A 23,928-nucleotide genomic window follows, 5' to 3' on the forward strand; every position below is an offset into this window, starting at 1 on the left:
TCCGACGACTTCTCGATCACGGTGTCGGGCGTCGACGCCCCCGGCACCGTCCCCGTCGTCGCCCCCGCCGTTCGCCCCGCAGCCGCCGGCGTTCGGCCCGCCCCAGCCGCCTGCACCGTTGGACGTGCCGTCACCGTCGGCCGAATCCGGAGCTCCCGCTGCGCCGCAGCCCGTGACGCTGCCGCACGTGTCGTCCGACGCCCCGCAGTTCAGCGGACACGCGGAGTTCGACGCATACTCGGGCGCAGCACCGGTCGAGCCCGCACAGGCCGAGCCCGCACAGGTCGAGCCCGCACCGGCCGAGCCTGCACAGGTCGAGCCCGAGGCGCACCCCGCGACCGGGATCATGGCCGCCATGGGCGCTGAGGCCCAGGCGCCTTCGTCGGAGTCGTCGGAGCAGCGGTCGGTCCCGACCGCGGCATTCACGCCGGAAACGCCGGTCGATCCGGCAGGCGCCCCCGAGCACCAGCCGGCCCCGCCGGCACCGGCGGCACCCGCTGCGCAGCCCCAGCCGTACGCCGCTCCCGCCCCCGCGCAGCACGCCGCCGCCGCAGAGCAGCCGGCACGCGCGGTGCGTCCTGTGCCTCCGTCGTTCCGAGAGTCCGCCTCGCCCGCAGACGCTCCCGCTGCGCCCGGCATCCGTCCCGCACCCCTGCCGCCTACCGCCGAGACGTCCGCTCCCGTCGCACCTGCCGTCGATGGCGCCGGGCAGCCGGGTGCCGTTCCCGCAGGTGCCGTTCCCGCAGGTGCCGTTCCCGCAGGTGCCGGTCTCGCCGGCGACGTCGACAAGACGGTCGTGAGCCCGCGTCCGACAGACGACGATCTCGACGCGACCGTGGTGGTCGCCCGCAAGCGCGGAGTCCGACGATCCCTCGTGCTCGATGACGGCCGCACCTTCGCACTGTCGGGAGCGAGCGTCGTGATCGGCCGCAATCCGATCGGCGATCCGGGCGAGCAGCGACTCGCGATCTCCGACACGACCCGCACGCTGTCGAAGACGCACGCGAGACTCGTCGTGCACGAGGACGAGTGGCGTCTGACCGACCTCCACGCCACCAACGGCGTCGTCGTGGTCGAAGAGAACGGCACCGAGACCCTGCTCGACCCCGGTGAGAGCGTCACGGGCAACGGACGCTTCATCCTCGGCGAGGTCGGCATGCACGTCGTCGCGGAGCGCGATTCGTGACCGTCGCCTCGGTCGTCCTCAATGTCGCGGCGCTGTCCGACACCGGTCTCACGCGCGCCGCGAACGAGGACTCGGTGCTCGCCGCCTCGCCGATCTTCCTCGTCGCAGACGGAATGGGCGGCCATGAGGCGGGAGACCGCGCGAGCGCTGCCGTGGTCGCGGCGTTCGAGCCGCTGGTCGGCGCCACTGTGCGGGTCGATGACGTCGGGGACGCGCTGAGCCGCGCGGCCCGGGTCGTCGAGGAGATCGCGGCCGAGCACCGGCGGGGCGCGGGAAGCACTGTCTCGGGCGTGGCGCTGCTCGAGCACGACGGTGCGCCGCATTGGCTCCTCTTCAATGTGGGCGACTCGCGCGTGTACCGGCTGCTCGGCAGCGAGCTCACTCAGCTCACGATCGACCACTCGCTCGGACAGGAGCTCGTGGATGCCGGCGAGCTGCGCCCCGAGGACCTCGCGACCTTCGGGCAGCGCAATGTGATCACGCGCGCGATCGGCGCGCCGGACAGCACGGCAGACAGCTGGCTGCTCCCGGTCGTGGACGGCGAGCGGCTGCTGCTCTGCTCCGACGGGCTCAGCGGCGAGGTGAGCGACGAAGGGATCCGCGCGACGCTCACGATGAACGGGCGCCCCGAGACGGCCGCCGCAGCGCTCATCCGTCGTGCGCTGCAGTCCGGGGGGCGTGACAACGTCTCCGTCGTGGTGATCGACGTGGTCGGCGGAGGCGCACGTACTCGCCCGGCGAGGGACAGTACAGCGGGGCACGCGGAGGCGGTCGCTCTGACCGACTCCATGCTCGAGGGCACGACGATTCCGGTGCGGGTGAGATGACGGCCGAGGACAACGTCGAAGAGACGGTCATGCTCACGCGGCGCGATCGGCGTCGCGCGGGCGCGCGTGCCGTTCCCGAGCCGAACGAGGCACCGCCGCTCGATCGCGACGAGGAGCCGGGCGCGGATCCTTCGTCCGATCAGGAGGCGACCGTCGTCGTGGATCGCTCGCCGACCGGAACGTCGGAGCCCGCCGATGAGGCGACCGTGGTGGTGGATCGCTCGCCGACCGTGGCACCGGAGCCCGCAGACGACGCGACCGTCGTCGTCGAGCGCGGCTCGACGACCGGACCGGATGCCGCCGATGATGCGACGGTCGTCGTCGCGCGTCCGGCTCGACGCGCGCGCCGCGATGACGACGCGGTGCGCGATGACGCTGCCGCCGAGGAGCCTGTGCCGTCGGATGCGGAGGTGACGGCGTTCGCGGCACCCGCGGAGCGCGCCCCGGCCATCTACAAGCCCCGCCCCGCCCCGCGGGAGCCGAGCGCGCCTCCGGTCGTCGTCGGCGGAGAGTCGCCGACCCGTGTCGACGACCCATCGAGACCATCGGTCGCCAAGCAGGCGCGACGGTGGGGGATGCTCACTCTCGTCGCCTTCGGCGTCGCATGCGTCGCGTCGGTGGCGGGACTCGTCGGAGTCGGTCTCCTGGCCCTCGGCTGACCTCGCGATCGCCCGGCGTGTGCCTCGTGCAGGGGCGGTGACGTCGGATCGCGGTCAGCGCACCCGCGTCGCCTCCGAGTACGGGTCGGCGCGGTTCAGCAGTCCGTCCTCGCGGTCGATCTCGACCTGATCGATCACAGGCTCCTGCCGCCGACGGCGCAGGACGATAAGGATGCCGAGCACCCCGAGGAGGCTCGCTCCGCCGATCGCGGTGATCAGTGCGGCGTCTCGTGTGCGCAGGAACGGAGAGGATCCGTGATCCGGGTTCACGGCCGCGGCGGGTGGACGGGCCTGACTGTCGGCGGTGTCGAAGAAGGGACTCACGGGTCCCCGGGTCGTCTCATCCGGCAGCAGCTCGATGGCGGCGATCGGCTGGATGAGGCCCCAGCCGTTCTCGTCGTCTCGATTGTCGGCGTCGGCGCGCAAGGCCGTCGCGGTGAGCCGATAGGCCCACCCGGCAGGGGGATCCTCCGGATGCGCCTGGGCGACGAGAGCCGCCGCGGCGCTCGCATACCCTGTCGCGAAGCTCGAGGCCGGTGCGTCGGCGGCGAACACGCAGTCGCCGCCGCCGGGGAAGGCCGTCAGCACATCGCTGCCGGGGGCCGTCACATCGACCTGCGGCCCGTGGATCGAGGAGTCCGTGGCGAGCCCGCGCGCGTCGGCGGCGCTGACGCCCAGGGCCTGTTCGTAGGCGGCGGGGTAGCGCGCCGCATCCGCCGCATCCTCGTCGGACGAGCGGTTCCCCGCGCTCGCGACCACGAGCGCTCCGACGGCAGCGGCGTGCTCCACCGCTGCCCGAAGCGCGGGGGAGTCGGTGGTCTGGGACAGCGACACGTTGATGATGTCGGCGCCGTTGTCGGCCGCCCAGTGGATGCCGTCGGCGAGGCGCTCGGACGTGGGGCCGAACCCCTTGTCGACGTCCTGCTGGCTGTTGCTGCGGAACACCCGCACCGACAGCAGCTGTGCGTCGGGGGCGAGCCCCACCACTCCCGAGTCGGGCACCGGCTGTGCGGCGATCTGACCGGCGATGGCGGTGCCGTGACCGGTCGTGTCACTCAGACCGTCGCTGCGCTCGCCGTCTCCCACCAGGTCGATGCCGCCGATGATCGTGCCGGCGAGATGAGAATTCCCGGCGTCGACACCGGAGTCGACGATCGCCACCACGACGCCCTCGCCCGTCGCAAGGCGATTCGCGCCCTCGGCGCCGAGCACTGCGAGCGCCGAGGGTGTCTCCGGAGAGTAGACGACCGTGCCGGGAGTGCAGGCGTCTCCCGCGGTCGCCGTGCGTGCGAGGGCGCTCGGCACGGTGCCCCCGGGCGAGGCCGACGCCGCCGAGGGAACCGCCGCGCCGAAGACAGCAGCGCCGAGTGCGAGCACGGCGACGGCGGACAGTCGGCGGCGCATCACTTCGTTCCGGAGCCGGGGGTCTCCCGCGCGGCCTCCGCGCTCAGTGCGGGACCTGCTGCGAAGAACTCGATCCAGGCGTCCGAGACCTGGCCGACGTCGGAGAGCGAGTATCCGAGCTGAGTGATCGCACCGCTCGCGGCGTCTTCCGAGCCCTCATCGAGAGTCGCGCCGGGAATCGCGTACGCGGTTCCGGACTCGTCGATCAGCACGGCCATGCCCGCGGCATCCGGCGAGCCGCCCGTCACCTCGACGAGCGCCCCGGCGCCGACCGCGACATCGACGCGCGACCGCTCCTCGGGAAGCTCGGCGGTGGTCGAGCTGAGCACCGTGCGGGCATCATCGCCGAGCACGGCGCAGGGCGTCTCTCCGTTCGGGAGAGGGGCGAGAGGCTGGGTGGGCCAGTCTGCACCGGCCACGCTCGGCATCGTCGGGATGTCGGCCACGTCGGCCGGCGAGACCTCGACCTCGCGAGCCTGCTGGCCGCTGCCGAGGAGGTAGAGCTGGTAGGCGAGCGGGCTGAGCTGTGCGAGCTCGCCCGAGGCCAGGGCGACGTACCGTTCCTCAGCCGGGCTGCCCTGCGTGTGCACGATCGCTCCGGCGGTGAGCTCGGTGCCCTCGACCGCGGCTCCGAAGCCGTTGATGGTGATGGGTGCGAGCTCGTCGCCCGACGCGAACAGGTTGAGCCAGCGTCCGTCCACCTCGAGGATGTCGCTCGCTCCGAGGCCGACCGCACGCAGCACGGCGTTGGCATCGCCGGGCGCGACGGCGTACCGCAGGCCGTCCGAGATCACGAAGAGGTCCTCGCCGCGCTGCACGACGGCTCCCGTGCCGGTCGAGACCGCGGCGATCGGGTCGTCGGAGAGCGAGACGGCCGCGCCCGCGCCGTCGTCGATGCACGCCGTCCAGGAGGAGTTGATGAGCGCACCGGGGGCCGGGAGATCGTCGGGAGCGCCGAGGATGCCGATGGCGGGGCCGACCGGGATGCCGTCGAGCGCCGACTGGTCGGTGCGCACGACCTTGAACTCACCGGCCGGGATCAGCAGCCGTGCGCTGGCGGTGTTGATCACGGGGTAGAGCGTGCCCTCGACGGAGACGTAGCGGGATCCGGTGTCGGTGGCCACGATGAGGCGGTTGTTCTGCCAGTCGCCCGGCAGGCCGGGCTGCATGATGCCCCAGAAGACTCCGACGAGGATCACGCCCACGGTGAGCGCGACACCCGCCACGACCGCTCGCAGCGGCTTCGCCGGGTCGAGCTCCTTGCCCCCGGGAGCGCCGCCCGTGAAGGCCGACAGCAGGCGGCGACGGCTGAAGCCCTGAGCCTCGATCAGATCCTTCTTGGTGGCCATCGGTCAGACGAGCCCCGCCGTGATGACGCCCAGGGGCAGGAGCAGCGCGAGAGCGACGACCTCGACCGTGTCGCCGAGCCGCGTGAGGCGCAGACGCGCGCGGGGCGTGAGCAGTGTGAGTCCGACGAGGATGACGGTGGCGACGACCAGCACCAGAAGCATCCAGGTGCGGACGTCGGGCAGCGCGAGAGCCACCGTGACGCCGGTCGCGGCGAGGCCGATGGCGCCGATGGCCATCAGCACGAGCACTCCGAGCCGCGCGTGGATCTGACGCGACTGGAACATCATCCCCACGAAGGCGAGAACGCACAGGATGGCGCCGAACGCCCCGCTCGCGGCGACCAGCGGCGTCGCGATCAGCGCGGCGAGCCCGAGGGCGGCGCGCAGGGAGATGAGAGTGCGCGTGCCCGCCGCGGCGCGACGCTTGACCTCGTCGGCGTCGATCGGCTCGGGCGCCGTGAACATGTCGGCATCGCTCTGGGGTGAGATCACCCGGATGCGCGTGGAGCTGAGCGCGAGCCAGGGAATGCCGTTCGCGAGCAGCGCGGTGGTCGCGAGCATGATCGCGTACGGGGCGAGTGCGTCGTCGAAGATCGCGGCGGCGGTCGCGGTGATGCCGATCGAGGCGCCGAGCGCGATGGGCACGAGGTGGATCTCGGGCTTGTCCTGTGTCACGGCGAGGCCGAGTCCGCCCACGATGACGAGGCCCAGCCCCATCGCGGCGAGCGGCCAGCCCCAGATGCTCTGCGCGGGAACGGCGAGGTACCCGGCGAGTCCGCCGTAGGCGGCAGCGGTGAGTCCGAGTGCGTGTCCGGCCTCCGGCTGACGGAGACGCATCAGCACGGCAGCCGCGACGCTGAGCACGACGGCCCCCGATGCCGCGATGATCGCAGGCACGAGGGAGGTGGGCGGAGTCGCCACCAGCAGAAGCGCGCACAGGGCGAGGAAGGTGAGGCTGACGAAGAGCGCGGTGCGCGAGCTGTCGGTCGGCGTCCAGGAGCCGTGCTGCTCGGCCGTCGCGTCGATCACCGCTTCGACGACATCGTCGTACACGCGCGGCTCCTGCATCAGACCGCCGCGGACGAGAGTCAGCAGTTCGCCGTCGTGCACTCCCTGCGCCGCGGCTCCGCGCGCGGGGTCGAGCGGCGTGCCGTCGGCCCGCTGCAGCGAGTAGCCGCCGTGGGTGAGCGTCGGATCGAGCACGCCGAGACTCCGAGCGAAGCCGGGGATGATCTCGACGAGCGGGATCTGAGACGGCACACCGACATCGAGCCGACGGTCGTCGCTGACGACGGAAAGCCGCAGCACGGTGCCTGCCGTTGCGCTGCCTTGAGACATGGAACGAAGCCCCCTCCATGGTGTGCAGCCACAAGTGACGGTATACGGCTGCGCATTCCGCATCTCACCCTAGTTGAGGCGCCGGACAACCTGTAGTCGCCGGGGCGGACGATTTGTCCATCGAGTGCACGATCTCGCTGTGGATCCTGGCGATCCGTGGCGATCTGATCTAGCCTGTCACCTGAAACGAATCGTGGGGGGTTGTTTCGAAGTCGTCCCAACACCGGGATGCGCTCCCCGCACGTGTGTCCGTGAGGACCGGAGGGAGTGAGTTATGGCTGATGTCATCTCCGCAGAAGAAGGGGCTCTGCGCCGCGGGGCCCAGGCGGTGCGGGAGACCAAGTCCGGGATCGACCAGCAGACCAAGAAGGTCCGCAGCGAGATCGAGCAGCTGCGCGGCTTCTGGACGGGTGCGGCAGCCGCATCGTTCACCACGCTGATGTCCCGCTGGGATGAGCAGGCTCGTCAGCTCAACGAGGTCCTCGTGACGCTCGAGGATGCCCTCGCCGGCACCGAGCGCGACCAGGCCGCCACCGAAGAAGCTCACCAGCAGACCATCTCGGGCCTCGGCTCGATGATGGGTTCCTGAGCGAAGACCACAGAGATTTCAAGGAGAACATGATGCAGTCGATGTCAGTTCGCCCGGAGCAGGTCAACGCTCTGGCAGCGCAGATCCGCAGCGGGTCGCAGGGTATCCGTTCAGAGCTCGACCGCCTCGAGTCCGAGGTGAGCAAGCTGCGTGCGGCGTGGGATGGTTCCGCGCAGCAGGCCTACGACCAGGCTCAGGCCAAGTGGAACCGCTCGCTGAGTGAGATGCAGCAGCTTCTCACGCAGATCGCGGGAAAGACCGAGGAGATCTCGGGACAGTACGTGCAGACCGACAAGTCGGCTGCCGGGCGGTTCGGGGCCTGATCTCCGGCGCGGGCCCGACGCAGAGATGCGCCGGGTCCGCGCCGTCTGCTGTGCTGTTCGGCCACTGAGCCGGAGGGCACCGCAGACGATTCGGGATCGTTGCCGGAGGCAAGAGGAGGGGTGTCGATGAGCATCGCAGTCGACTTCGATGGAGTGTTCGCCGAGCTGAAGCGACTTCTGCGTGAACTGCAGGAGTTTCCCAGCCCTGACGAGGTGGCCGTCGCCGAAGGCGACGTGTCGAACTCGACGCGCGAGTTCCACCAGGCCGTGTCGGATGCTGCGCGATCGATGGGAATCGCCACGGAGAAGGTGCTGGCCAAACTCCAGAACACGCATGACACGATCCGTGCCGCCGTTCTGCAGATCGCGGAGCAGGACGAAGCGCTCGCCGATGAGACCAAGCTGATCGTCTCGCTGCTGGACTCGGCCGTGGAGCAGGCAGATGCGCCGACGCCCGCGGTGACGGGTGCGTCCGCCGGATCGAGCGGCGGAGGGACGACCGGCGTCGATGCCGGTGGCGAGGCGTCTGGCGGCGAGAGTAAGGGCGTCGACTTCTGATGCAGCGCGCGCGTCGCCGAGTGATCGCGATCGCCGGGGCGGCGGCTCTGGCGATCGCTGTCGCCGTGCCGTCGAGCGCGGTGGCCGCCACCACCGCCGAATCCGGCCTGTGGTGGTTCGAGCGCGGCAACGTGCAGGCGGCCCACGACGCGGGCTTCGACGGATCCGGTGTCAAGGTCGCGGTCATCGACAGCCAGATCAATCCAGACGTGATCGGCCTCCGCGGGGCCGCCCTGACGGTGCGCGAACCTTCCTACTGCTACGACGCCTCCGGTCAGCCCCTTCCCGCGGTGTCGACCGACTACGTGGCGGCGTCGCACGCGACGAAGGTCGCCTCGATGATCGTCGGAACCGGAGAAGCCCCCGCGGGCGGCGCCCCGATCAAGGGGGTGGCACCCGCGGCCGAGCTCCTGTTCTACAACGCCGGTGCGGTGCTGGACGGCGTCGCCGGTGACGACGGAGCCGACGAGACGTGCCCGCAGGCCGACGGATCCGACCTCGGCGAGGACCGCCGGTTCGGTCTCGATCGCGCGATCTCCGACGCCGTGGCCGACGGCGCGGACATCATCTCGATCTCGACCGCCAGTCTCACCGATGTCTCCCAAGGGCTGGCCGAGGCGTATGCGAACGACGTCGTGGTGGTCGCCGCCATGCCGAACGACGACGGTATCGCCCTGTGGCCCGCAGCCCTCAACGGGGTCGTCGCGGTCCAGGCGTTCGGCGAAGACGGGATGATCCAGAACGGCGTGAACGGTAAGCCGAATGTGAGCGACGATGTCGTCGTCGCCGCCCCAGGCATCCGTCTGCTGACTCCGGGATCCTCGGACTCCTGGGACTCGCAGTCGCTGGGGTCCGGGACGTCGTTCGCCACGCCGATCATTGCAGGCTTCCTCGCGGTCGTGAAGCAGAAGTACCCCGAGGCGACGTCCGGGCAGCTGATCCAGAGCATGATCCACAACACGGGCACGAAGGGCGAGCACGAGCCGCAGTGGGACAGCACCGCGGGCTACGGTGCGGCCTCACTCACCGGGATGCTGGCAGTCGACCCGACGAAGTATCCCGACGAGAACCCGCTCTTCGACGCCGACGATCCCAATGAGTCGCCGTCCCTGCGCATGGTCAACGAGGCCAAGGCGGCACTCGGACAGGGGGACCCGACGGCCGATCCGTCGGCTCAGCCCGGGGAGCCTGCCGCGACGGATGCGCCGGCTGAGGCCGCGCCGATGACCCCGTGGCTCATCGGCGGCGGAATCATCCTCGCGCTGCTGGTCATCGGCGGGATCATCCTCGCGATCGTGCGGACACGATCTTCACGACGACAGAACATCGAACAAGGGGGCAACCATGGGCGGTAAGCAGAGCGGCGGCGGATACGAGGCGGAGCTGAATCGCATCCGCTCGCTGTCGGATTCGATCATCCCGAAGACCTCGGCGCTGCTGAACTCGCTCGCGTCGCTCGATCGCGCACTCTCGACGGTGCGGCTCTCCGACTCGTGGACGGGCGGCGCGGCAGACAAGGCGACTGCGGACGTCGACGAGATCCGCACCAAGTTCAACGACATCCGCGACATCGTCGAAGCCATCGACTCCGCTGTCGGCGACGGAAACGAGGCACGTCGCACCGCGGCATCCGCGGAATTGCCGTCTGCGTCGATCGATCCCTTCTGGGCGAACGCCGCCAAGGGGGCGTCCTTCGTGATCCACCCGGTGCTCGGCCCTCTGGCCGCCGACAAGGCGTTGGATGCGATCGGCGACTTCATGGGTAACCAGCGTGAGGAGGCGGCGCGGCAGGCCGTCGAGAACGTCGAGAAGTCGTTGGTCGATCCCACCGACAGGCTGAGAGCCGCCTCGAAGAAGTTGAACGCTGTCGAGGTCGTCGAATCGGACGATCAGAAGATCGAGGACCGCCGCACCGACGATCAGCGGATCGATGCGCCGCGCCTCAACACCCCCGCGTTCCCGACCGGTCCGTCCGGCTACACGCCGGGCGGGGGCGGATATCAGCCCGGCGGGGGCGGCGGTGGTGTCGGAGAGTTCGTGCCGACGGATCCGACGGACCCCTCCGTTCCCACGTACCCGACGTATCCGACGCAGCCGACTCACCCGACCTTCCCCGACGGAGACCCGGACTGGGACTTCGACCCCGATGGCCCCGGCGGTCCCGGTGGGACGGACGACGGAGACCCGACGGTCGACTCGCCCGGCGGCGGCATTCTGCCCGGCGGCCCTGACGGAACCGGCGGCGGTTATCCGCTGAACCCCGGGGGAACGTTCCCGGGAGGCGGGATCGGCGGCGGTGTCGGCGGTGGTGTCGGCGGTGGTGTCGGCGGAGGCATCGGCGGAATCGGTGGAATCGTGGGCGGCGGTGCAGGGGCCGCAGCCATCGCGGCCGGATCGAAGATCGCCGGTATCGGCGGCATGGGCACCCTCGGAGGCTCCGGTATCGGCGGCGCTTCGGGTGCCGGTCTGAAGGCGGGCGGCGGGCTGCTGGGCAACTCGGCTGCCGGCGGAGGAGTCGGAGCCCGCGGTGTCGGTGGTCTTGGCGGTGTCGGTGGTGTCGGCGGTGTCGGCGGTGCGGGCGGCGGCGCCGGCGGTTCGTCGGGCGCGGCCGGGGCGGGCATGCGTCCCGGCATGGGCATGATGGGCGGCGCCGGCGGCGACGAGGAGGAGAAGGCCAAACGCTCCGGCCTGGGCGGGCCGATCGCTCCCAAGCTCGAGGACGAGGAAGAACGAGGACCGCGCGCCAAGGGCGCGCAGGCGGGTTCTCGCGACGACCACGAAAGCTGATCCGCGTGAGCGGAAGAGGGGGCGTGCAGCCGAGGTCGCACGCGATCGATAGGGTGCAGGTGTGTCAGTCGATATCGTAGAGCGGCGCCGTATCGTGCTCCAGAGCGAGGATCGGCGTATCGACCTCTCGCTTCCGTTCGACGAGACCCTCGACGATGCGCTTGTGCTGAGCGGCCTGTCGACGGCAGACCGGTTCGTGACCGTCGGCCCCGGGGGGGTCGAGGTCCCCGGCGACACGGAGTGCGAAGACCTGATCGACGGCGGTCTGTACGCGCTGATCGATCGCGCGGCTCTCGCGCCCCCTGCGGCGCCCGTCGCGGTGGCGGCGCACACCAGAGCGGATCACGGCGCGCGGTGGTGGATGCTCGCCGTCAGCGGGCTGCTTCTCGTCGCCGTGTTCGCTCAGGGGGCAGGAGACCCGGTGCTGCGTCTGGTGGTCGCGCTGGTCCTCGTCGGGGGAACCCTCGGTGGAGCGATCGCGTGGGCACGGCGTGATTCCCTGGCCGGCATTCGAGGCATCCTCGGAGTGCTCGCGCCGGTCGTGATGTCCTTCGCGGCGGGTGCGCTGCTGATCCCGGCATCGCTCGAGTCGAGCGCGCACCTGTCGACCGCCTCCGGATTCCTGGCGGCAGGCATCACGACCGCGATCGTGGCTGTCTCGGCCCGAGCGCGACCGATGCGGGCCGCGGCAGGAACCGCGACCGTGCTCCTCGTCGCGCTGGCGGCAGTCTGGGGACTCGCGCTGCTGCTGCGCTGGGGTCCGGCCGAGGCCGCGGCGCTCTCGCTCGGACTGGTCCCGCTCGGACTCCGCGCGCTGCCGAGCAGTCTGGTGAACCTCCCGGAGGGGTACTTCATCGACTACAAGCACTTCATGACCAGCCGCTGGACGGTCCGAGGCGCCATCCCCGAATCCGTCGGCCTGCTGCGCCCGGAGCGCATCATCGCCGTCGTCGACGATTCCTCGGCACGACTCATCGCCGGGACGGCGGTGCTCAGCATCGTCGCCGCGCTGATGACCCCCATTGCGTTCCTTCGCCCCTGGGCGGACGACCCCATCGTGATCTCCGGGGGCATCGCACTTCTCGTCTGCGTGGGCCTGGCGTTGCTGCTGACGCCTCGGCACACGACGTCGCGCATCCTCAGATGGCTTCCCCGTGCGGCCGCGGCCGTCGTGTTCGTGGTCGCCGGCCTGCAGGCATCCGCGGCGCTGGGTGCGGGCTTCCAGGTGCTCGGTTCGCTCGCGCTGTTCGCTGTCGGTCTCACCGCGGTCGCCGTGATCATCCCGGTCTCGCGCGGAGCGAGCTCACTCATCTGGTCGCGTTTCGGAGACGCCTTCGAATGGCTCGCGGTCGCGCTCGCCCTTCCGTCGGCGCTTCTCTACGCGAATGCGCTGTCTCTCGTTCGTGGAATGATGGCGGGATGAGCGGGAACGGTGAACCACAGCCCCGGCCGGGCGGTGGCACGATCCCACCCGTGCATCCGGGGCCCAGCCAGCCCGGGGAGATCCCTGCGCTGCCTCCGGCGCTGATAGCCGCTCCACCCGGTGTCGACGGCGCCCCGCTCCGGCCCGAGTCCGACCGTCCCGCACCGACGCCGATCGCACAGACCCGGGTGAGAGAGAGACGTCCCTCTGACGGGCTCGGCCCGGCTTTCCTCGGAGCGCCGGCAGGCACCGCGGCGAGGATCGCCGCCTTCACACTCGATGCCGCTGCCGTGATCCTCGCTGCGGCGATCGTCCTCCTCACCACCCGCAGCATGCTGCTCGCGGTTCTCACGGTCGCCGAGCTCGCGGTCTTCCTCTGCGTGCTCGAGGCGCGCACCGGACTCACCCTCGGCAACGCCGTGCTGCGCCTGCGAGCCTCTCGCGGCGACCGGCCTTTCTCCCCGGGCATCGGTCGCCAGTTCGTGCGCGGGATCATCACGGGGGCCGGGTTCCTGGTGGCGGTCGGCAGCTGGGTCATCGTCGCGTCGAGCGCATGGGATCGCGGCGGTCGCCGCCAGTCCTGGGCCGATCGCGTCGCGGGCACCGTCGTGGTGTCGGTACCGCCGCGGGCGGTCGTGGAGGAGCAGCAGACCGTCTCCGTCCGCGAGGCCGACGCTCCGCTGGCCCCGCCGCAGGTCGTGCCGCTCGGAGCGCACCCTTCCGTCGTCGACGAGGACTCCGACCCGACCGACTCTCGTGCGGGCTCGCACAGGACCGAGGCGCCTGCACCCGTGGCGCAGGGCACCGACAGACCGCTCTTCACGGTGGCGCCTGCGGCGGCGCAGCAGAACGATGCCCCCGCTCCGGCGTCCGAGTCCGGGGCGCTGCTCCTGATCTTCGACACCGGGCAGCGCGTCCAGCTCGGCCTGCCGCTCGCGGCGAACCTCGGGCGAGCGCCCGTGGCCAGTGCGCACGACGACCGGCTCGTCGTCGTGACCGACCCCGACTCCTCCGTGTCCAAGACGCACCTGCGCATCGAGCACTCGCGCGGGCGCACCTGGGTCACCGACTTCGGATCCACCAACGGCTCCGACCTCCGATCCGACGACGGGCAGACGACCGAGCTGGTCGCCGGCGAGCGCGTCCTGCTGGACGACGCGGACCGCGTCAGGATCGGCAACCGCAGCTTCACCATCAGCCTCCTGCTGGGCACCGACAGCAGCGCCGGAGAGAGAGCATGACAGGACCCCGTCTCGCGCCACCCCGCGTTCCCTCGGGAAAGCTCCCCGTTCAGGCGCCGCCCGAGCTGCAGCCCAACGACGGCGGCATGGGAATCCTCGGATCCCTGCTGCCGATGCTGGGCAGCGTGGGTGCGATCGTCATGGTCACGATGTCGAACCAATCGGTGACGGGTCTGCTCACGGGAGGCATGTTCCTGCTGTCGTCGCTCGGGTTCGTGGCCGTGAACGGATGGCGTCAGCGGTCGCAGCGACAGGCTGCGACCCTCGGCGCACGCCGCGAGTATCTCGCGTACCTGACCGAGCTGCGCCAGACCGTGCGGGTCGCGGCCCGCCAGCAGCGCCGCGCGGCGAACTGGCACCTTCCTGCGCCTGCGGCGCTGCCGTACATCGCCGAAGAGCGCACCCGGGTATGGGAGCGCGGCATGAACGACCCCGACTTCCTCTCGGTGCGCGTCGGCACGAGCGACCAGCCGCTGTGCATCTCGCTCGAGGCGCCCGAACTCCCTCCGCTCGCGCAGCTCGACCCTGTCGCGGCCTCGGCCGCGCATCGCTTCATGCTGACGCACGAGCTCCAGAAGAACCTCTCGCTCGGCATCACGCTGCGCGACTATGCCCGCGTCGAGATCACGGGAGACGAGGCCGAGTCCCGCGGTCTCGCGCGCGCCATGCTGCTGCACCTCGCGACGATGCACGATCCCGACACCGTGCAGGTGGTCATCGCCGCCGACGCCGCCGTCCTGCCGCAGTGGGAATGGGCCAAGTGGCTGCCGCACACGCACTCGCGCACGGTCAGGGACGGCCTCGGTGCCGCCCGCATGATCGGCTCGCAGCTGTCCGAACTCGAGGACATGCTCCCCACGGAGGTCCGTGAGCGGCAGCGCTTCGCACGCGACGCCTCCGGCGCCAAGGTGCCTCACATCGTGATCCTGACGGACGGCGTCACCACCTCGTTCAACGACGCGCTCGTGAACGGCGACGGCGTGCAGGGCGTGACCGTGATCGATCTGCCCTCGCGGTGGGGCGATCTCGACGACCCGAACGCCCTGCGCATCGCCTTCATGCCGGGCGACAAGGGCAGCCGAGCCGAGCTCGTCAGTCTGCAGGTGCCTGCGCGCCCGTTCGATGCCGACGCGATCAGCATCGTCGAGGCCGAGGCGACGGCCCGCCGACTCATCGCCCTCTACTCGGGCGGCACGACGATCACGAAGAAGAAGAGCACGACCGATCAGGCCGAGCTCGTCGAGCTGCTCGGCCTCCCCGATGTCCGTGACCTCGATCTCGACGCGGCGTGGTCGCCTCGACTCGAGCGGGATCGACTGCGCGTGCCCATCGGTCAGACGGAGGACGGCAGCCCGCTGATCCTCGACATCAAGGAGTCGGCTCAACAGGGAATGGGCCCGCACGGTCTCATCATCGGTGCGACCGGATCGGGAAAGTCCGAGGTCCTCCGCACGCTCGTGCTCGCGCTCGCGATGACGCACTCGCCCGAACAGCTCAACTTCGTGCTCGTCGACTTCAAGGGTGGGGCCACCTTCGCAGGCATGGCAGACATGCCGCACGTGTCGGCGATCATCACGAACCTCGGCGAGGAGATCTCGCTCGTCGACCGCATGCAGGATGCTCTGCAGGGCGAGATGGTGCGCCGCCAGGAACTGCTCCGCGCGACCGGACCGTTCGCCAACGTCGCCGACTACGAGAAGGCCCGCCGCGGCGGTCGCACCGACCTCGCTCCTCTTCCCGCACTCCTCATCGTCGCCGACGAGTTCTCCGAGCTGCTGTCCGCCAAGCCCGAGTTCGTCGACACCTTCGTCAACATCGGCCGCCTCGGCCGTTCGCTGCAGGTGCATCTTCTGCTGTCGTCGCAGCGCCTCGAAGAGGGCAAGCTCCGCGGTCTCGACACCCACTTGTCCTATCGGATCGGTCTGCGCACCTTCTCGGCCGCGGAATCGCGCACCGTCCTCGGAGTCCCGGACGCCTACCACCTGCCGACGCAGCCCGGCGCCGGAATCCTGAAGTCCGACACCGAGACCATGACCCAGTTCCGCGCCGCGTACGTGTCAGGACCCCCGCCGCGCCGTCGGCGCCGTGCGGTGTCCGGCTCTGCGCAGAGCACAGGCTCGACGGCGGTCGAACTGTTCACCGCAGCGCCGGTGTGGCGGGCCGAGACCTCAGTCGAAGAACCGGAGGCCGTCGTCGAGGCCGAGCCCGAAGAGAAGCGCAACACGTTCGAGATCGCGGTCGAGATGATGAGCGGACGAGGACCCGCGGCTCACCAGGTGTGGCTGCCTCCGCTGGAGACCCCGGCCACTCTCGATCAGCTGTTCGGCGACCTGGTCGAAGACCCGGCCCTCGGACTCATCTCGCCGCGGTGGAGGGGCGCCGGCGCGCTCACGGTTCCGCTCGGAATCGTCGACGTGCCGCTCGAGCAGCGTCGCGAGACCCTGGCGGTGTCGTTGGGCGGAGCCGCCGGACACATGGCGATCGTCGGTGCTCCCCTCAGCGGGAAGAGCACGCTCGCTCGCACGGCGCTCGCCGCCCTCGCGCTCACGCACACCCCGCAGGAGGTGCAGTTCTTCGTCATCGACTTCGGTGGCGGCAGCTTCGCCGGCCTGCAGCGATTCACGCACGTCAGCGGCGTCGCCACGCGTTCCGAGCCCGACATCGTCCGACGCACCGTGGCCGAGGTCACGAGCCTGCTCAACGCGCGCGAGGTGTACTTCCGTCAGAACGGCATCGACTCGATCGACACATATCGGCAGCGGCGAGCGCAGGGCATGGCCGACGACGGTTACGGAGACATCTTCCTCGTGGTCGACGGCTGGGGCACGCTCCGCGCCGAGTTCGACATGCTCGAACCCCAGATCCAGGCGATCGCCGCGCGCGGCCTCACCTACGGCGTGCACGTCGTGATCACGGCAGCACGGTGGATGGAGGTGCGCGCCAACCTCAAGGACCTCATCGGCACGCGCATCGAGTTGCGTCTCGGCGACCCCTCGGATTCCGAGGTCAACCGCAAGGCGGCGGAGAACGTCACCTCGCTCCCCGGTCGCGGCCTCAACGACAACGGGCTGCAGATGCTGACCGCGTTGCCGCGCATTGACGGCGTCGACGAGGCCTCGTCCCTCTCCGACGGCATCGACGATCTCGCACGCAAGGTGGCTGCGGCATGGCACGGTCCCGCGGGACCCAAGCTGCGCCTGCTGCCGTCGCAGATCGGCCATGCCGATCTGCGTGCTGTCGCGGCCGCCTCGACGCCCGATGGTTCCGAGCCCCGCGAGATGCTGCTCGGCATCGACGAGGCGAACCTCGCACCCTTCTCGATCGACCCGATCGCCGAGCCCCTGCTCTACCTCTACGGCGACGCAGACTCGGGCAAGTCCTCGATGCTCCGCGGAGTGGTGCACGAGATCATGCGCCTCTACGGACCCACCGAGGCGAAGATCTTCGTGGTCGACTACCGCCGTGCGCTGCTCGGTGAGATCCCGCAGGAGTACCTCGGGGCCTACCTCACCTCGCACGAGATGACCGAGGGCGGCATGAGCGAGCTCGCCCAGTTCTTCCAGGGCCGCATCCCCGGGGCCGACGTCACTCCCGACCAGTTGCGTTCTCGCTCGTGGTGGAAGGGAGCTGAGGGCTTCGTGCTCATCGACGACTACGACCTGGTCGCGACGTCGCAGGGCAACCCCGTCGCAGCGCTCGCCCCGCTTCTCGCCCAGGCGGCCGATCTCGGCCTGCATGTCATCCTCACGCGTCGCACGGGCGGGGCGAGCCGTGCAGCCTACGACCCGATCATCCAGCGCATGACCGACCTCGGAGCCACCGGCATCCTGCTCTCGGGAAGCCCGGAGGAGGGACAGCTGATCGGCAAGGTCAAGGCCATCCCGGCGATCCCCGGTCGGGCGCAGATCGTCAGCCGCGATCGCGGACTCGTCTCCGCTCAGCTGCTCTGGGTGCCGCCCAAGTACCAATGAGATTCCCGCACTGACGCACGAGGCCCGCCGACGGACATCGGCGGGCCTCGTCGCGTACGGGTCAGCGCACGGCGTCGGCGAGGTGCCGCGCGTCGTGGCTCAGCACCTTCACGATGATGCCGTGGCGGCGCAGCTCGGCGGCCGTGCGGACGCCCTCGTCTGCATCGCGACCGAGAGCGTGGATGTTCGCGACGACGAGCACATCGCCCTTGTTCAAGGTGGCGATGAGTCGCGCGAGCCGATCGCTCCAGCTCTCGAGGATGTCGGGCGCGGGGTGGCGGAATCCCTCGATCGGCACGCCGAACCGCGTCAGATCGTCTCGCTGCTCGACGACCGAGGGCATCCCCTCGCGCGAGACCACGAGCCCCACGAGCCGTGACCCGTCGGGTCGAGCGAGCCAGAAGTCCCGGTTCTGCTGCAGTTCGGTGAAGCACTTCGGGCATTCCGCGGCCGCGTGCGGCAGGTGCAGCGGACTCGTCAGGGCCTCGTCGACGGATGCCGTCGCCTTCATGGGATCGATCGTCTCGCTCATCGCGCACCTCCAGCATCCATTGTGCCCTGATTCGCGGCGCTGCGGTGGCCCTCAGAGCATCCCGAGCGCCCTGACCGCCTCGCGCTCCTCGACCAGCTCGGCGACGGACGCGTCGATGCGCGCACGCGCCCACTCGCTCACCTCGAGTCCCTCGACGATGCGCCACTCGCCGTCGACCGCGCGCACCGGGAACGACGAGATCAGGCCGGCGGGGACTCCGTACTCGCCGTGGGACACGACGCCCGCTGAGGTCCAGTCGTCGGTACCGCGCACCCAGTCGCGCACGTGGTCGATGGCTGCGCTCGCCGCGGAGGCCACGGACGACGATCCACGCACCTGGATGATCTCGGCTCCGCGCTTCGCGACTCGCGGGATGAAGGTGTCGGAGAGCCATGTCGGGACGTCGCCGACGATCGCCTCCAGCGCGTCACCGACGGGCTGGCCGGCGACGGTCGCGTACGACACGTCGGGGAACTGCGTCGCCGAGTGGTTGCCCCAGATCGGCACGCGCCGGATCGTGTCGACCGGAGCGGCGAGGGTGTGGGCGAGCTGCGCCCGTGCGCGGTTCTCGTCCAGTCGGGTCAGCGCCGTGAAGCGTTCGGCGGGCACCCCGTCGGCGGAGGCCGCGGCGATGAGGGCGTTGGTGTTCGCCGGATTGCCGACCACGGTCACGCGCACATCCGACGAGGCATGGGCGGCGATGGCGGCACCCTGCGGGCCGAAGATCCCTCCGTTCGCGGCGAGGAGGTCGCCGCGCTCCATGCCCGGACCGCGGGGGCGCGCGCCGACGAGCAGAGCCAGGTCGCACCCGTCGAATCCGACCGCGGGATCGTCGGTCACCTCCACGTGGTCGAGCAGACCGAAGGCGCCGTCCTGCAGCTCGAGCGCCGCACCCTCGGCCGCACCGAGCCCCTGTGGGATCTCGAGCAGTCGAAGACGCACCTTCTCATCCGGACCGAGCATGTCGCCTGCGGCGATGCGGAAGAGCAGCGCGTACCCGATCTGTCCGCCGGCACCCGTGATCGTGATCGTGGTGGTCATGACACGAGCCTACGACCGGCAGGGCGCCGATGTGCCCCTGAATCGGTGCGCAGAGTACCCTCGTGACATGACTTTCAATCCCGACGCCGACGTCTCCGGAAACACCGCTCGTCGCCGTGGACGCGGTGCAGTGGTGGCCGGAGCGGGCGGCGTCGGACTGCTCGGCATCATCGCGCTGATCGCCGGCCCGCTGCTGGGCATCGACCTCACCGGCCTGCTCGGCGGCGCGGGGGGCACGGGCGGCGGAGCGGAGCCGTCAGAGGGCAGTGTGATCGAGAACTGCCTGACCGGTGAAGACGCGAACGAGAACGTCGACTGCCGAGTGGCGGCCTCGCAGCTCGCGCTCGACGGCTACTGGGAGGACTACATCGACCCCTATCGTCCGCCGCAGCTCGTCATCGTCGACGGCGCCACCTCCACCTCCTGCGGCACCGCGTCGAACGCGGTCGGTCCTTTCTATTGCCCGCCCGATGAGACGGTCTTCATCGATCCCACGTTCTTCGACCTCATGCAGCAGCAGTTCGGGGCGTCCGCCGGCGACCTCGCTCAGCTCTACATCGTGGGTCACGAATGGGGGCACCACATCCAGTACATCACCGGCGTGATGGATCAGTATCCGAACAACGGCACCGGCCCGGACAGCAATGGCGTGCGCATCGAGCTGCAGGCCGACTGCTATGCGGGCGCCTGGATCGGGCAGATGACCCAGGAGAAGGACCCGGACGGTGTCCCCTATCTGCTGGAGCCGACCGAGGCGGAGATCACAGACGCGCTGAACGCCGCGAACACGGTCGGGGACGACAACATCCAGGAGCAGTCCTCCGGTTCGGTCAATCCTGAGAGCTTCACGCACGGCACCAGCGAACAGCGCAAGTACTGGTTCGCGAACGGCTACCAGAACGGTCTCGATGTCTGCGCCGCGCCGCTCACCGCAGCCGCCGGCGACCTGTGAGGCTGGGGACATGAACCTCGACGCCCTGTACCCGCCGATCGAGCCCCACGAGACAGGCGAACTGCTCGTGGGCGACGGCCACCGCGTGTACTGGGAGGTGAGCGGGAACCCCGAGGGCAAGCCGGTGGTCTTCCTGCACGGCGGCCCGGGGAGCGGCACCTCGGCCTGGCAGCGTCGCTTCTTCGATCCCGAGAGGTATCGGATCGTGCTGTTCGATCAGCGTGGCTGCGGGCGCAGCACTCCGCACGCCAGCGCCCCCGACGCCGACCTGCGTTTCGTGACCACGGCGCATCTCATCGCCGACATCGAGCTGTTGCGTCGCAACCTCGGTGTGCGCAGCTGGCAGGTCTTCGGCGGATCCTGGGGGAGTGCCCTGGCGCTCGCCTACGCCCAGGCGCATCCGGATGCCGTCAGCCAACTCGTGCTCCGCGGGATCTTCGCGCTCCGTCGCGAAGAGCTGGAGTGGTTCTACGAGGGGGGCGCCGAGGCCCTCTTCCCCGATCTGTGGGAGCAGTTCGTCGCGCAGATCCCGGTGATCGAGCGCTCGCACATGATCGACGCGTACCATCGCCGCCTGTTCGATCCCGACCCGGCCGTGCACGAGCCGGCAGCTGTCGCATGGTCGCGGTGGGAGGCGTCGACCGTGACGCTGCGCCCCGATGCCGCGCAGATCGAGGCGATGTCGGACCCCCGGGTGGCCACGGCGTTCGCTCGCATCGAGAACCACTTCTTCGTGAACCGCGGGTGGTGGACCGAGGGCCAGTTGATCGCGGGCGTCGACCGGATCCGTCACATCCCGGCTGTCATCGTGCAGGGGCGCCACGACGTGTGCACACCCATGATGACCGCATGGGATCTGCACCGCGCCTGGCCTGAGGCGGAGTTCGTCGTGATCGATGACGCGGGTCACTCAGCGACGGAACCCGGCATACAGACTGCTCTGCGGGCCGCGACCGACCGCTTCGCGTCCTGACCGCCGCAGCAGAGGTGCAGCGCCGTGCTCAGGCGCGGAACGCCTGAGCGAGCGTCTTCACGAGTCCGAGGAGGCTGCCGTCTGCGCGGAACCGCGTGAGCCCCTCGCTCACGACCGCTCCCGTGCGGGCGGAGACGAACCACGGCGGCTTCGGCAGGAGGGTGAGGCGACTGCCGCGTCCTGACGGACGCAGCGCCCCGGGTATCCATCGGGGGAACGGGCGGAAGGGCGCGCGCAGGACCGAGCGCTCGACGCGGTCGAGCAGCAGGGCGTTGTGGACCACCCCGATGCCGCTGCCCACGCGGTCGAGCGTGTTGCCGGGGAACGCGCCCCAGGTCAGGGTCGGCGTGATGAACGCGAAGGCAGTCCAGCCGTTGACGGCGATCGAGCCGTAGCGCAGAGCGGCGATCGCTCGGTCCACGCCGCTCCCCAGAGACTTCTCGGTCGCCGGGTCGATCAGGAGGTTCGCGCCGAGCGTGCCCTCCAGGCGATCGTTCGCATAGGCCACCGCCGCATCGAGGAACTCCTGGCCGCGACCCGCGATCGTGACGACCCCGAGCACCGGGGCGAAGTACTCGGTGCTCTGCAGAGCGGAGGCGTCGTCGTCGGAGTCGAGCTCGATGAGCATCCGATCTCCCAGCACGAGCGCATCCGGATAGTCCTGTGCCGCGCGATCCATGCGTGACGACGACCCCGGGTACCAGGTGGGGCGCTCGGGAGCGTTCGCGTAGGCGCGCCGCAGCTCCGCTCGGAACTCGTCGGCCTGCGCCCACTCCGACGAGAGGATGACGACCTGACCCGCGATGCAGTTGTGCCCGCCGTTCTGCAGACGCATCGTGGCGACGTGCTCGGCCTGATACGTGAGATCCGCGGCGGTCCACTCGCCGGGCACGATGATGACGGGCGAGACACCGCCGAGCTCGGCGGTGATCGGCTTCTGGAGCAGCGGGCGATCCTCACGACGGCGGCGCGTCGCCGAGGAGCCCGTGCCCCACACGATCGCATCGAACGTCGCGGCCGAGCCGGTGATGTGCACGTGCGTGAGATCCGGGTGACCGGTCAGATACTGGCCCACGACCGGGCCGCCTCGGACGATGCGCATGAGGCCCAGCGCTATGAGCGGCGCGAAGGCGCGCTTGTAGACCGGCACGAGGGCGTCCTGCGTCGGATTGACCTTGAGCAGTGCCGTGCGGTTGTGGGCGAGGAGCTCGTAGAGCACGTCGAGCACAGGGATCGAGGTGACATTGCCGGCGCCGAGGACCAGCCCCGCGCCGCCGGAAGTGCCGGGATCCCTCTGCGCCAGGCCCGCGCTCGCGCGTGCGGCGTTCGGAGTGACGCCGGGTTCGAGCCAGACCTCGCCTGCGAATCCCGCGAGCAGCAGACGGTCCACTCCGGTCAGGGGGAAGGCATGCACGCGCGTGCGCCCGCCGGGAGCCCGATCGACGCGAATGCCGTCGAGCGGATTGGTCCCGGTCGCGAGACGCGAGAGCGTGGCGATGTACGCGTCGAGTGCGCCGAGCACGCTGTACGGTCCGCTGAGCCACTCCTCGCCACGCAGCGGATGCCGCGAGTCGAGCCCTTTCGACGCCGCTGCCGTGGTGGCCCAGTCCTCCGCGACCGCGGAGACGCTGGTCCGCACACCGCGCAACAGTGTGACCCGCTGAGCGAGGGTCAGGCTCGACCACGTTCGCGAGCCGATGTGCAGCTCCGCGATCGCCGCATCGAGCCGTTCCCGCTCGGAGTCTCCCAGCTCTGCGGGGGAGTCCGCAGCACTCTTCGCATCCTGTGTCGCCCGTGCCGCCTTCGCGGAGGGCGTCGAGGTGGACGGCGTGGTCGCAGGGGTCATCGGCGGCTCCTTCAGACGGGGTCCCAGCTTATGCCGCGCGCGCCAAGGGAGCCTCGTTCTCGCCGGGCGGCGGTCGAGATCGGGTCAGATGAGGGAGAGCTCGCGCAGCTTCGCCTCGACGTCGGCGTTCGACGGCTCGACGTGGTGCGAGGAGTCGGGGTAGACCACGACCGGGATGTTCGTGCGTCCCGAGATGTCCTTCGCGATGTCGGCAGCCGAGGGATCGGCGACGAGGTCGACATAGGTGTAGTCGATGCCGAGCGCGTCGAGCTGCTTCTTGGTGCGGATGCAGTCGCGGCACCAGTCGGCGCCGAACATCGTGAGTGCGGAGTCTGCGGGAGAAGTCATGCCTCAAGCCTAGGTGCGCTCACCTGGGTGGGCACCGAGACGCAAAGCGCGCAGACGCCGCGCGCAGACGCCGCGCGCGGACGCCGCGCGTCAGACGGTGGCGAGCGTCGAGCCGCCGCGTGTCGCTCCGGCGGTGATCGCGTCGAGCGCGCGGCGCAGTGACGAGCTCGACGTGTGCGCCGTGTACGGGAAGTACACGACCTCCACCCCGACCTCCGCGAACTCGCGCTCGAGGCGCAGACCCTTGTCGGTGCCGCGCCAGTCGTCGCCCTTGAAGAAGTGCGTGAACTGCACGTCGCGCCACGAGTCCATCTTCGACGGAGTCGTCTCGACGTAGACATCGTCGACGAACGAGATGTGACGGACGATCTCCGCCCTCTCCGCGGTCGGGATGACGGGCTCGATGCCCTTCACCTGCCGCAGCATCTCATCGCTGACGACACCCGCGACGAGGACGTCGCAGTGCTGTTTCGCGTGACGAAGAAGGTTCAGATGCCCGACGTGAAACAGGTCGAAGGCACCAACGGCATAGCCGATGCGCGTCCCCATGATCTCCCCAGATCAGTGATTCCCCAGAAGCG

Annotated in this window: 21 protein-coding genes; 13 read left to right on the forward strand and 8 right to left on the reverse strand. The window is 70.2% G+C overall.

The window, feature by feature from the left end; translation table 11 throughout:
* Positions 1 to 187: 187 nt before the first annotated feature.
* Genes RWO82_RS05250 through RWO82_RS05260 form a run of 3 tightly spaced genes read left to right on the forward strand, consistent with a single transcriptional unit; the run spans position 188 to position 2,672 of the window.
* The gene (locus RWO82_RS05250) at positions 188 to 1,186 is read left to right on the forward strand and encodes an FHA domain-containing protein (RefSeq protein WP_314424299.1); all 999 of its coding nucleotides are present in this window, start codon (positions 188 to 190) and stop codon (positions 1,184 to 1,186) included.
* Positions 1,183 to 2,013, forward strand: a complete 831-nt coding sequence (locus tag RWO82_RS05255) for a protein phosphatase 2C domain-containing protein (protein ID WP_314424302.1) — start codon at positions 1,183 to 1,185, stop codon at positions 2,011 to 2,013. Before RWO82_RS05250 ends, RWO82_RS05255 begins: the two co-directional genes overlap by 4 nt.
* Complete coding sequence (locus RWO82_RS05260) at positions 2,010 to 2,672, forward strand: hypothetical protein (protein ID WP_314424305.1); 663 nt, start codon at positions 2,010 to 2,012, stop codon at positions 2,670 to 2,672. Before RWO82_RS05255 ends, RWO82_RS05260 begins: the two co-directional genes overlap by 4 nt.
* A 54-nt stretch (positions 2,673 to 2,726) precedes the next feature.
* On the opposite strand, the gene RWO82_RS05265 is transcribed toward RWO82_RS05260, so the two are convergent.
* From RWO82_RS05265 to eccD, 3 genes are read right to left on the reverse strand one after another with little or no spacing between them, the layout of a single operon-like run.
* The gene (locus tag RWO82_RS05265) at positions 2,727 to 4,076 is read right to left on the reverse strand and encodes a S8 family serine peptidase (protein ID WP_314424308.1); all 1,350 of its coding nucleotides are present in this window, start codon (positions 4,074 to 4,076) and stop codon (positions 2,727 to 2,729) included.
* Positions 4,076 to 5,425 carry a type VII secretion protein EccB gene (gene eccB / locus RWO82_RS05270; protein ID WP_314424311.1) on the reverse strand — a complete coding sequence of 450 codons (1,350 nt, stop codon included), beginning with the start codon at positions 5,423 to 5,425 and terminating at the stop codon, positions 4,076 to 4,078. Before eccB ends, RWO82_RS05265 begins: the two co-directional genes overlap by 1 nt.
* Positions 5,426 to 5,428: 3 nt before the next feature.
* Complete coding sequence (gene eccD / locus RWO82_RS05275; protein WP_314424314.1) at positions 5,429 to 6,763, reverse strand: type VII secretion integral membrane protein EccD; 1,335 nt, start codon at positions 6,761 to 6,763, stop codon at positions 5,429 to 5,431.
* A gap of 274 nt (positions 6,764 to 7,037) precedes the next feature.
* Between eccD and RWO82_RS05280 the strand changes: the two genes are divergently transcribed.
* From RWO82_RS05280 to eccCa, 8 genes are all read left to right on the forward strand, one after another.
* Positions 7,038 to 7,352, forward strand: coding sequence for a WXG100 family type VII secretion target (locus tag RWO82_RS05280; RefSeq protein ID WP_042542236.1), 315 nt, complete (start codon positions 7,038 to 7,040; stop codon positions 7,350 to 7,352).
* A 41-nt stretch (positions 7,353 to 7,393) separates the two neighbouring features.
* On the forward strand, positions 7,394 to 7,675 hold the full coding sequence (locus RWO82_RS05285; RefSeq protein ID WP_082298072.1) for a WXG100 family type VII secretion target: 282 nt from the start codon (positions 7,394 to 7,396) through the stop codon (positions 7,673 to 7,675).
* Positions 7,676 to 7,801: 126 nt separating this feature from the next.
* Positions 7,802 to 8,233, forward strand: coding sequence for a hypothetical protein (locus RWO82_RS05290; protein WP_314424323.1), 432 nt, complete (start codon positions 7,802 to 7,804; stop codon positions 8,231 to 8,233).
* Positions 8,233 to 9,588 (forward strand): S8/S53 family peptidase, encoded by a 1,356-nt coding sequence (locus RWO82_RS05295; RefSeq protein ID WP_314424326.1) that lies wholly within the window; start codon positions 8,233 to 8,235, stop codon positions 9,586 to 9,588. Before RWO82_RS05290 ends, RWO82_RS05295 begins: the two co-directional genes overlap by 1 nt.
* Positions 9,578 to 11,020, forward strand: a complete 1,443-nt coding sequence (locus tag RWO82_RS05300; protein WP_314424329.1) for a hypothetical protein — start codon at positions 9,578 to 9,580, stop codon at positions 11,018 to 11,020. Before RWO82_RS05295 ends, RWO82_RS05300 begins: the two co-directional genes overlap by 11 nt.
* Positions 11,021 to 11,081: 61 nt before the next feature.
* Positions 11,082 to 12,443: a hypothetical protein gene (locus tag RWO82_RS05305; protein WP_314424333.1), complete on the forward strand. Its 1,362-nt coding sequence runs from the start codon at positions 11,082 to 11,084 to the stop codon at positions 12,441 to 12,443.
* Entirely contained in the window at positions 12,440 to 13,684 is a 1,245-nt protein-coding gene (locus RWO82_RS05310; RefSeq protein WP_314424336.1) for an FHA domain-containing protein, read from the forward strand. The genes RWO82_RS05305 and RWO82_RS05310 overlap by 4 nt, the downstream gene beginning before the upstream one ends.
* Positions 13,681 to 17,655, forward strand: coding sequence for a type VII secretion protein EccCa (gene eccCa, locus RWO82_RS05315; RefSeq protein WP_314424339.1), 3,975 nt, complete (start codon positions 13,681 to 13,683; stop codon positions 17,653 to 17,655). Before RWO82_RS05310 ends, eccCa begins: the two co-directional genes overlap by 4 nt.
* Before the next feature lie 61 nt (positions 17,656 to 17,716).
* Here eccCa and RWO82_RS05320 read toward each other — a convergent pair whose 3' ends face one another.
* Entirely contained in the window at positions 17,717 to 18,187 is a 471-nt protein-coding gene (locus RWO82_RS05320) for a recombinase family protein (RefSeq protein ID WP_314424342.1), read from the reverse strand.
* A gap of 51 nt (positions 18,188 to 18,238) precedes the next feature.
* Positions 18,239 to 19,228 (reverse strand): malate dehydrogenase, encoded by a 990-nt coding sequence (locus RWO82_RS05325; RefSeq protein ID WP_314424345.1) that lies wholly within the window; start codon positions 19,226 to 19,228, stop codon positions 18,239 to 18,241.
* Positions 19,229 to 19,295: 67 nt separating this feature from the next.
* On the opposite strand from RWO82_RS05325, the gene RWO82_RS05330 reads away from it, so the two are divergent.
* Both RWO82_RS05330 and pip read left to right on the forward strand, forming a co-directional pair.
* Complete coding sequence (locus RWO82_RS05330) at positions 19,296 to 20,180, forward strand: neutral zinc metallopeptidase (RefSeq protein WP_314424347.1); 885 nt, start codon at positions 19,296 to 19,298, stop codon at positions 20,178 to 20,180.
* A gap of 10 nt (positions 20,181 to 20,190) precedes the next feature.
* The gene (gene pip / locus RWO82_RS05335) at positions 20,191 to 21,153 is read left to right on the forward strand and encodes a prolyl aminopeptidase (RefSeq protein ID WP_314424350.1); all 963 of its coding nucleotides are present in this window, start codon (positions 20,191 to 20,193) and stop codon (positions 21,151 to 21,153) included.
* Between the two features lie 28 nt (positions 21,154 to 21,181).
* Here pip and RWO82_RS05340 read toward each other — a convergent pair whose 3' ends face one another.
* From RWO82_RS05340 to RWO82_RS05350, 3 genes are all read right to left on the reverse strand, one after another.
* The gene (locus RWO82_RS05340; protein WP_314424353.1) at positions 21,182 to 22,999 is read right to left on the reverse strand and encodes an aldehyde dehydrogenase family protein; all 1,818 of its coding nucleotides are present in this window, start codon (positions 22,997 to 22,999) and stop codon (positions 21,182 to 21,184) included.
* 84 nt (positions 23,000 to 23,083) lie between these two features.
* The gene (locus tag RWO82_RS05345) at positions 23,084 to 23,347 is read right to left on the reverse strand and encodes a glutaredoxin domain-containing protein (protein ID WP_314424356.1); all 264 of its coding nucleotides are present in this window, start codon (positions 23,345 to 23,347) and stop codon (positions 23,084 to 23,086) included.
* A 90-nt stretch (positions 23,348 to 23,437) separates the two neighbouring features.
* Positions 23,438 to 23,896 carry an adenylyltransferase/cytidyltransferase family protein gene (locus tag RWO82_RS05350; protein WP_314424360.1) on the reverse strand — a complete coding sequence of 153 codons (459 nt, stop codon included), beginning with the start codon at positions 23,894 to 23,896 and terminating at the stop codon, positions 23,438 to 23,440.
* Positions 23,897 to 23,928 lie beyond the last annotated feature (32 nt).

It is taken from the genome of uncultured Microbacterium sp., from assembly GCF_963521645.1.
Taxonomy (GTDB): Bacteria; Actinomycetota; Actinomycetes; order Actinomycetales; family Microbacteriaceae; genus Microbacterium.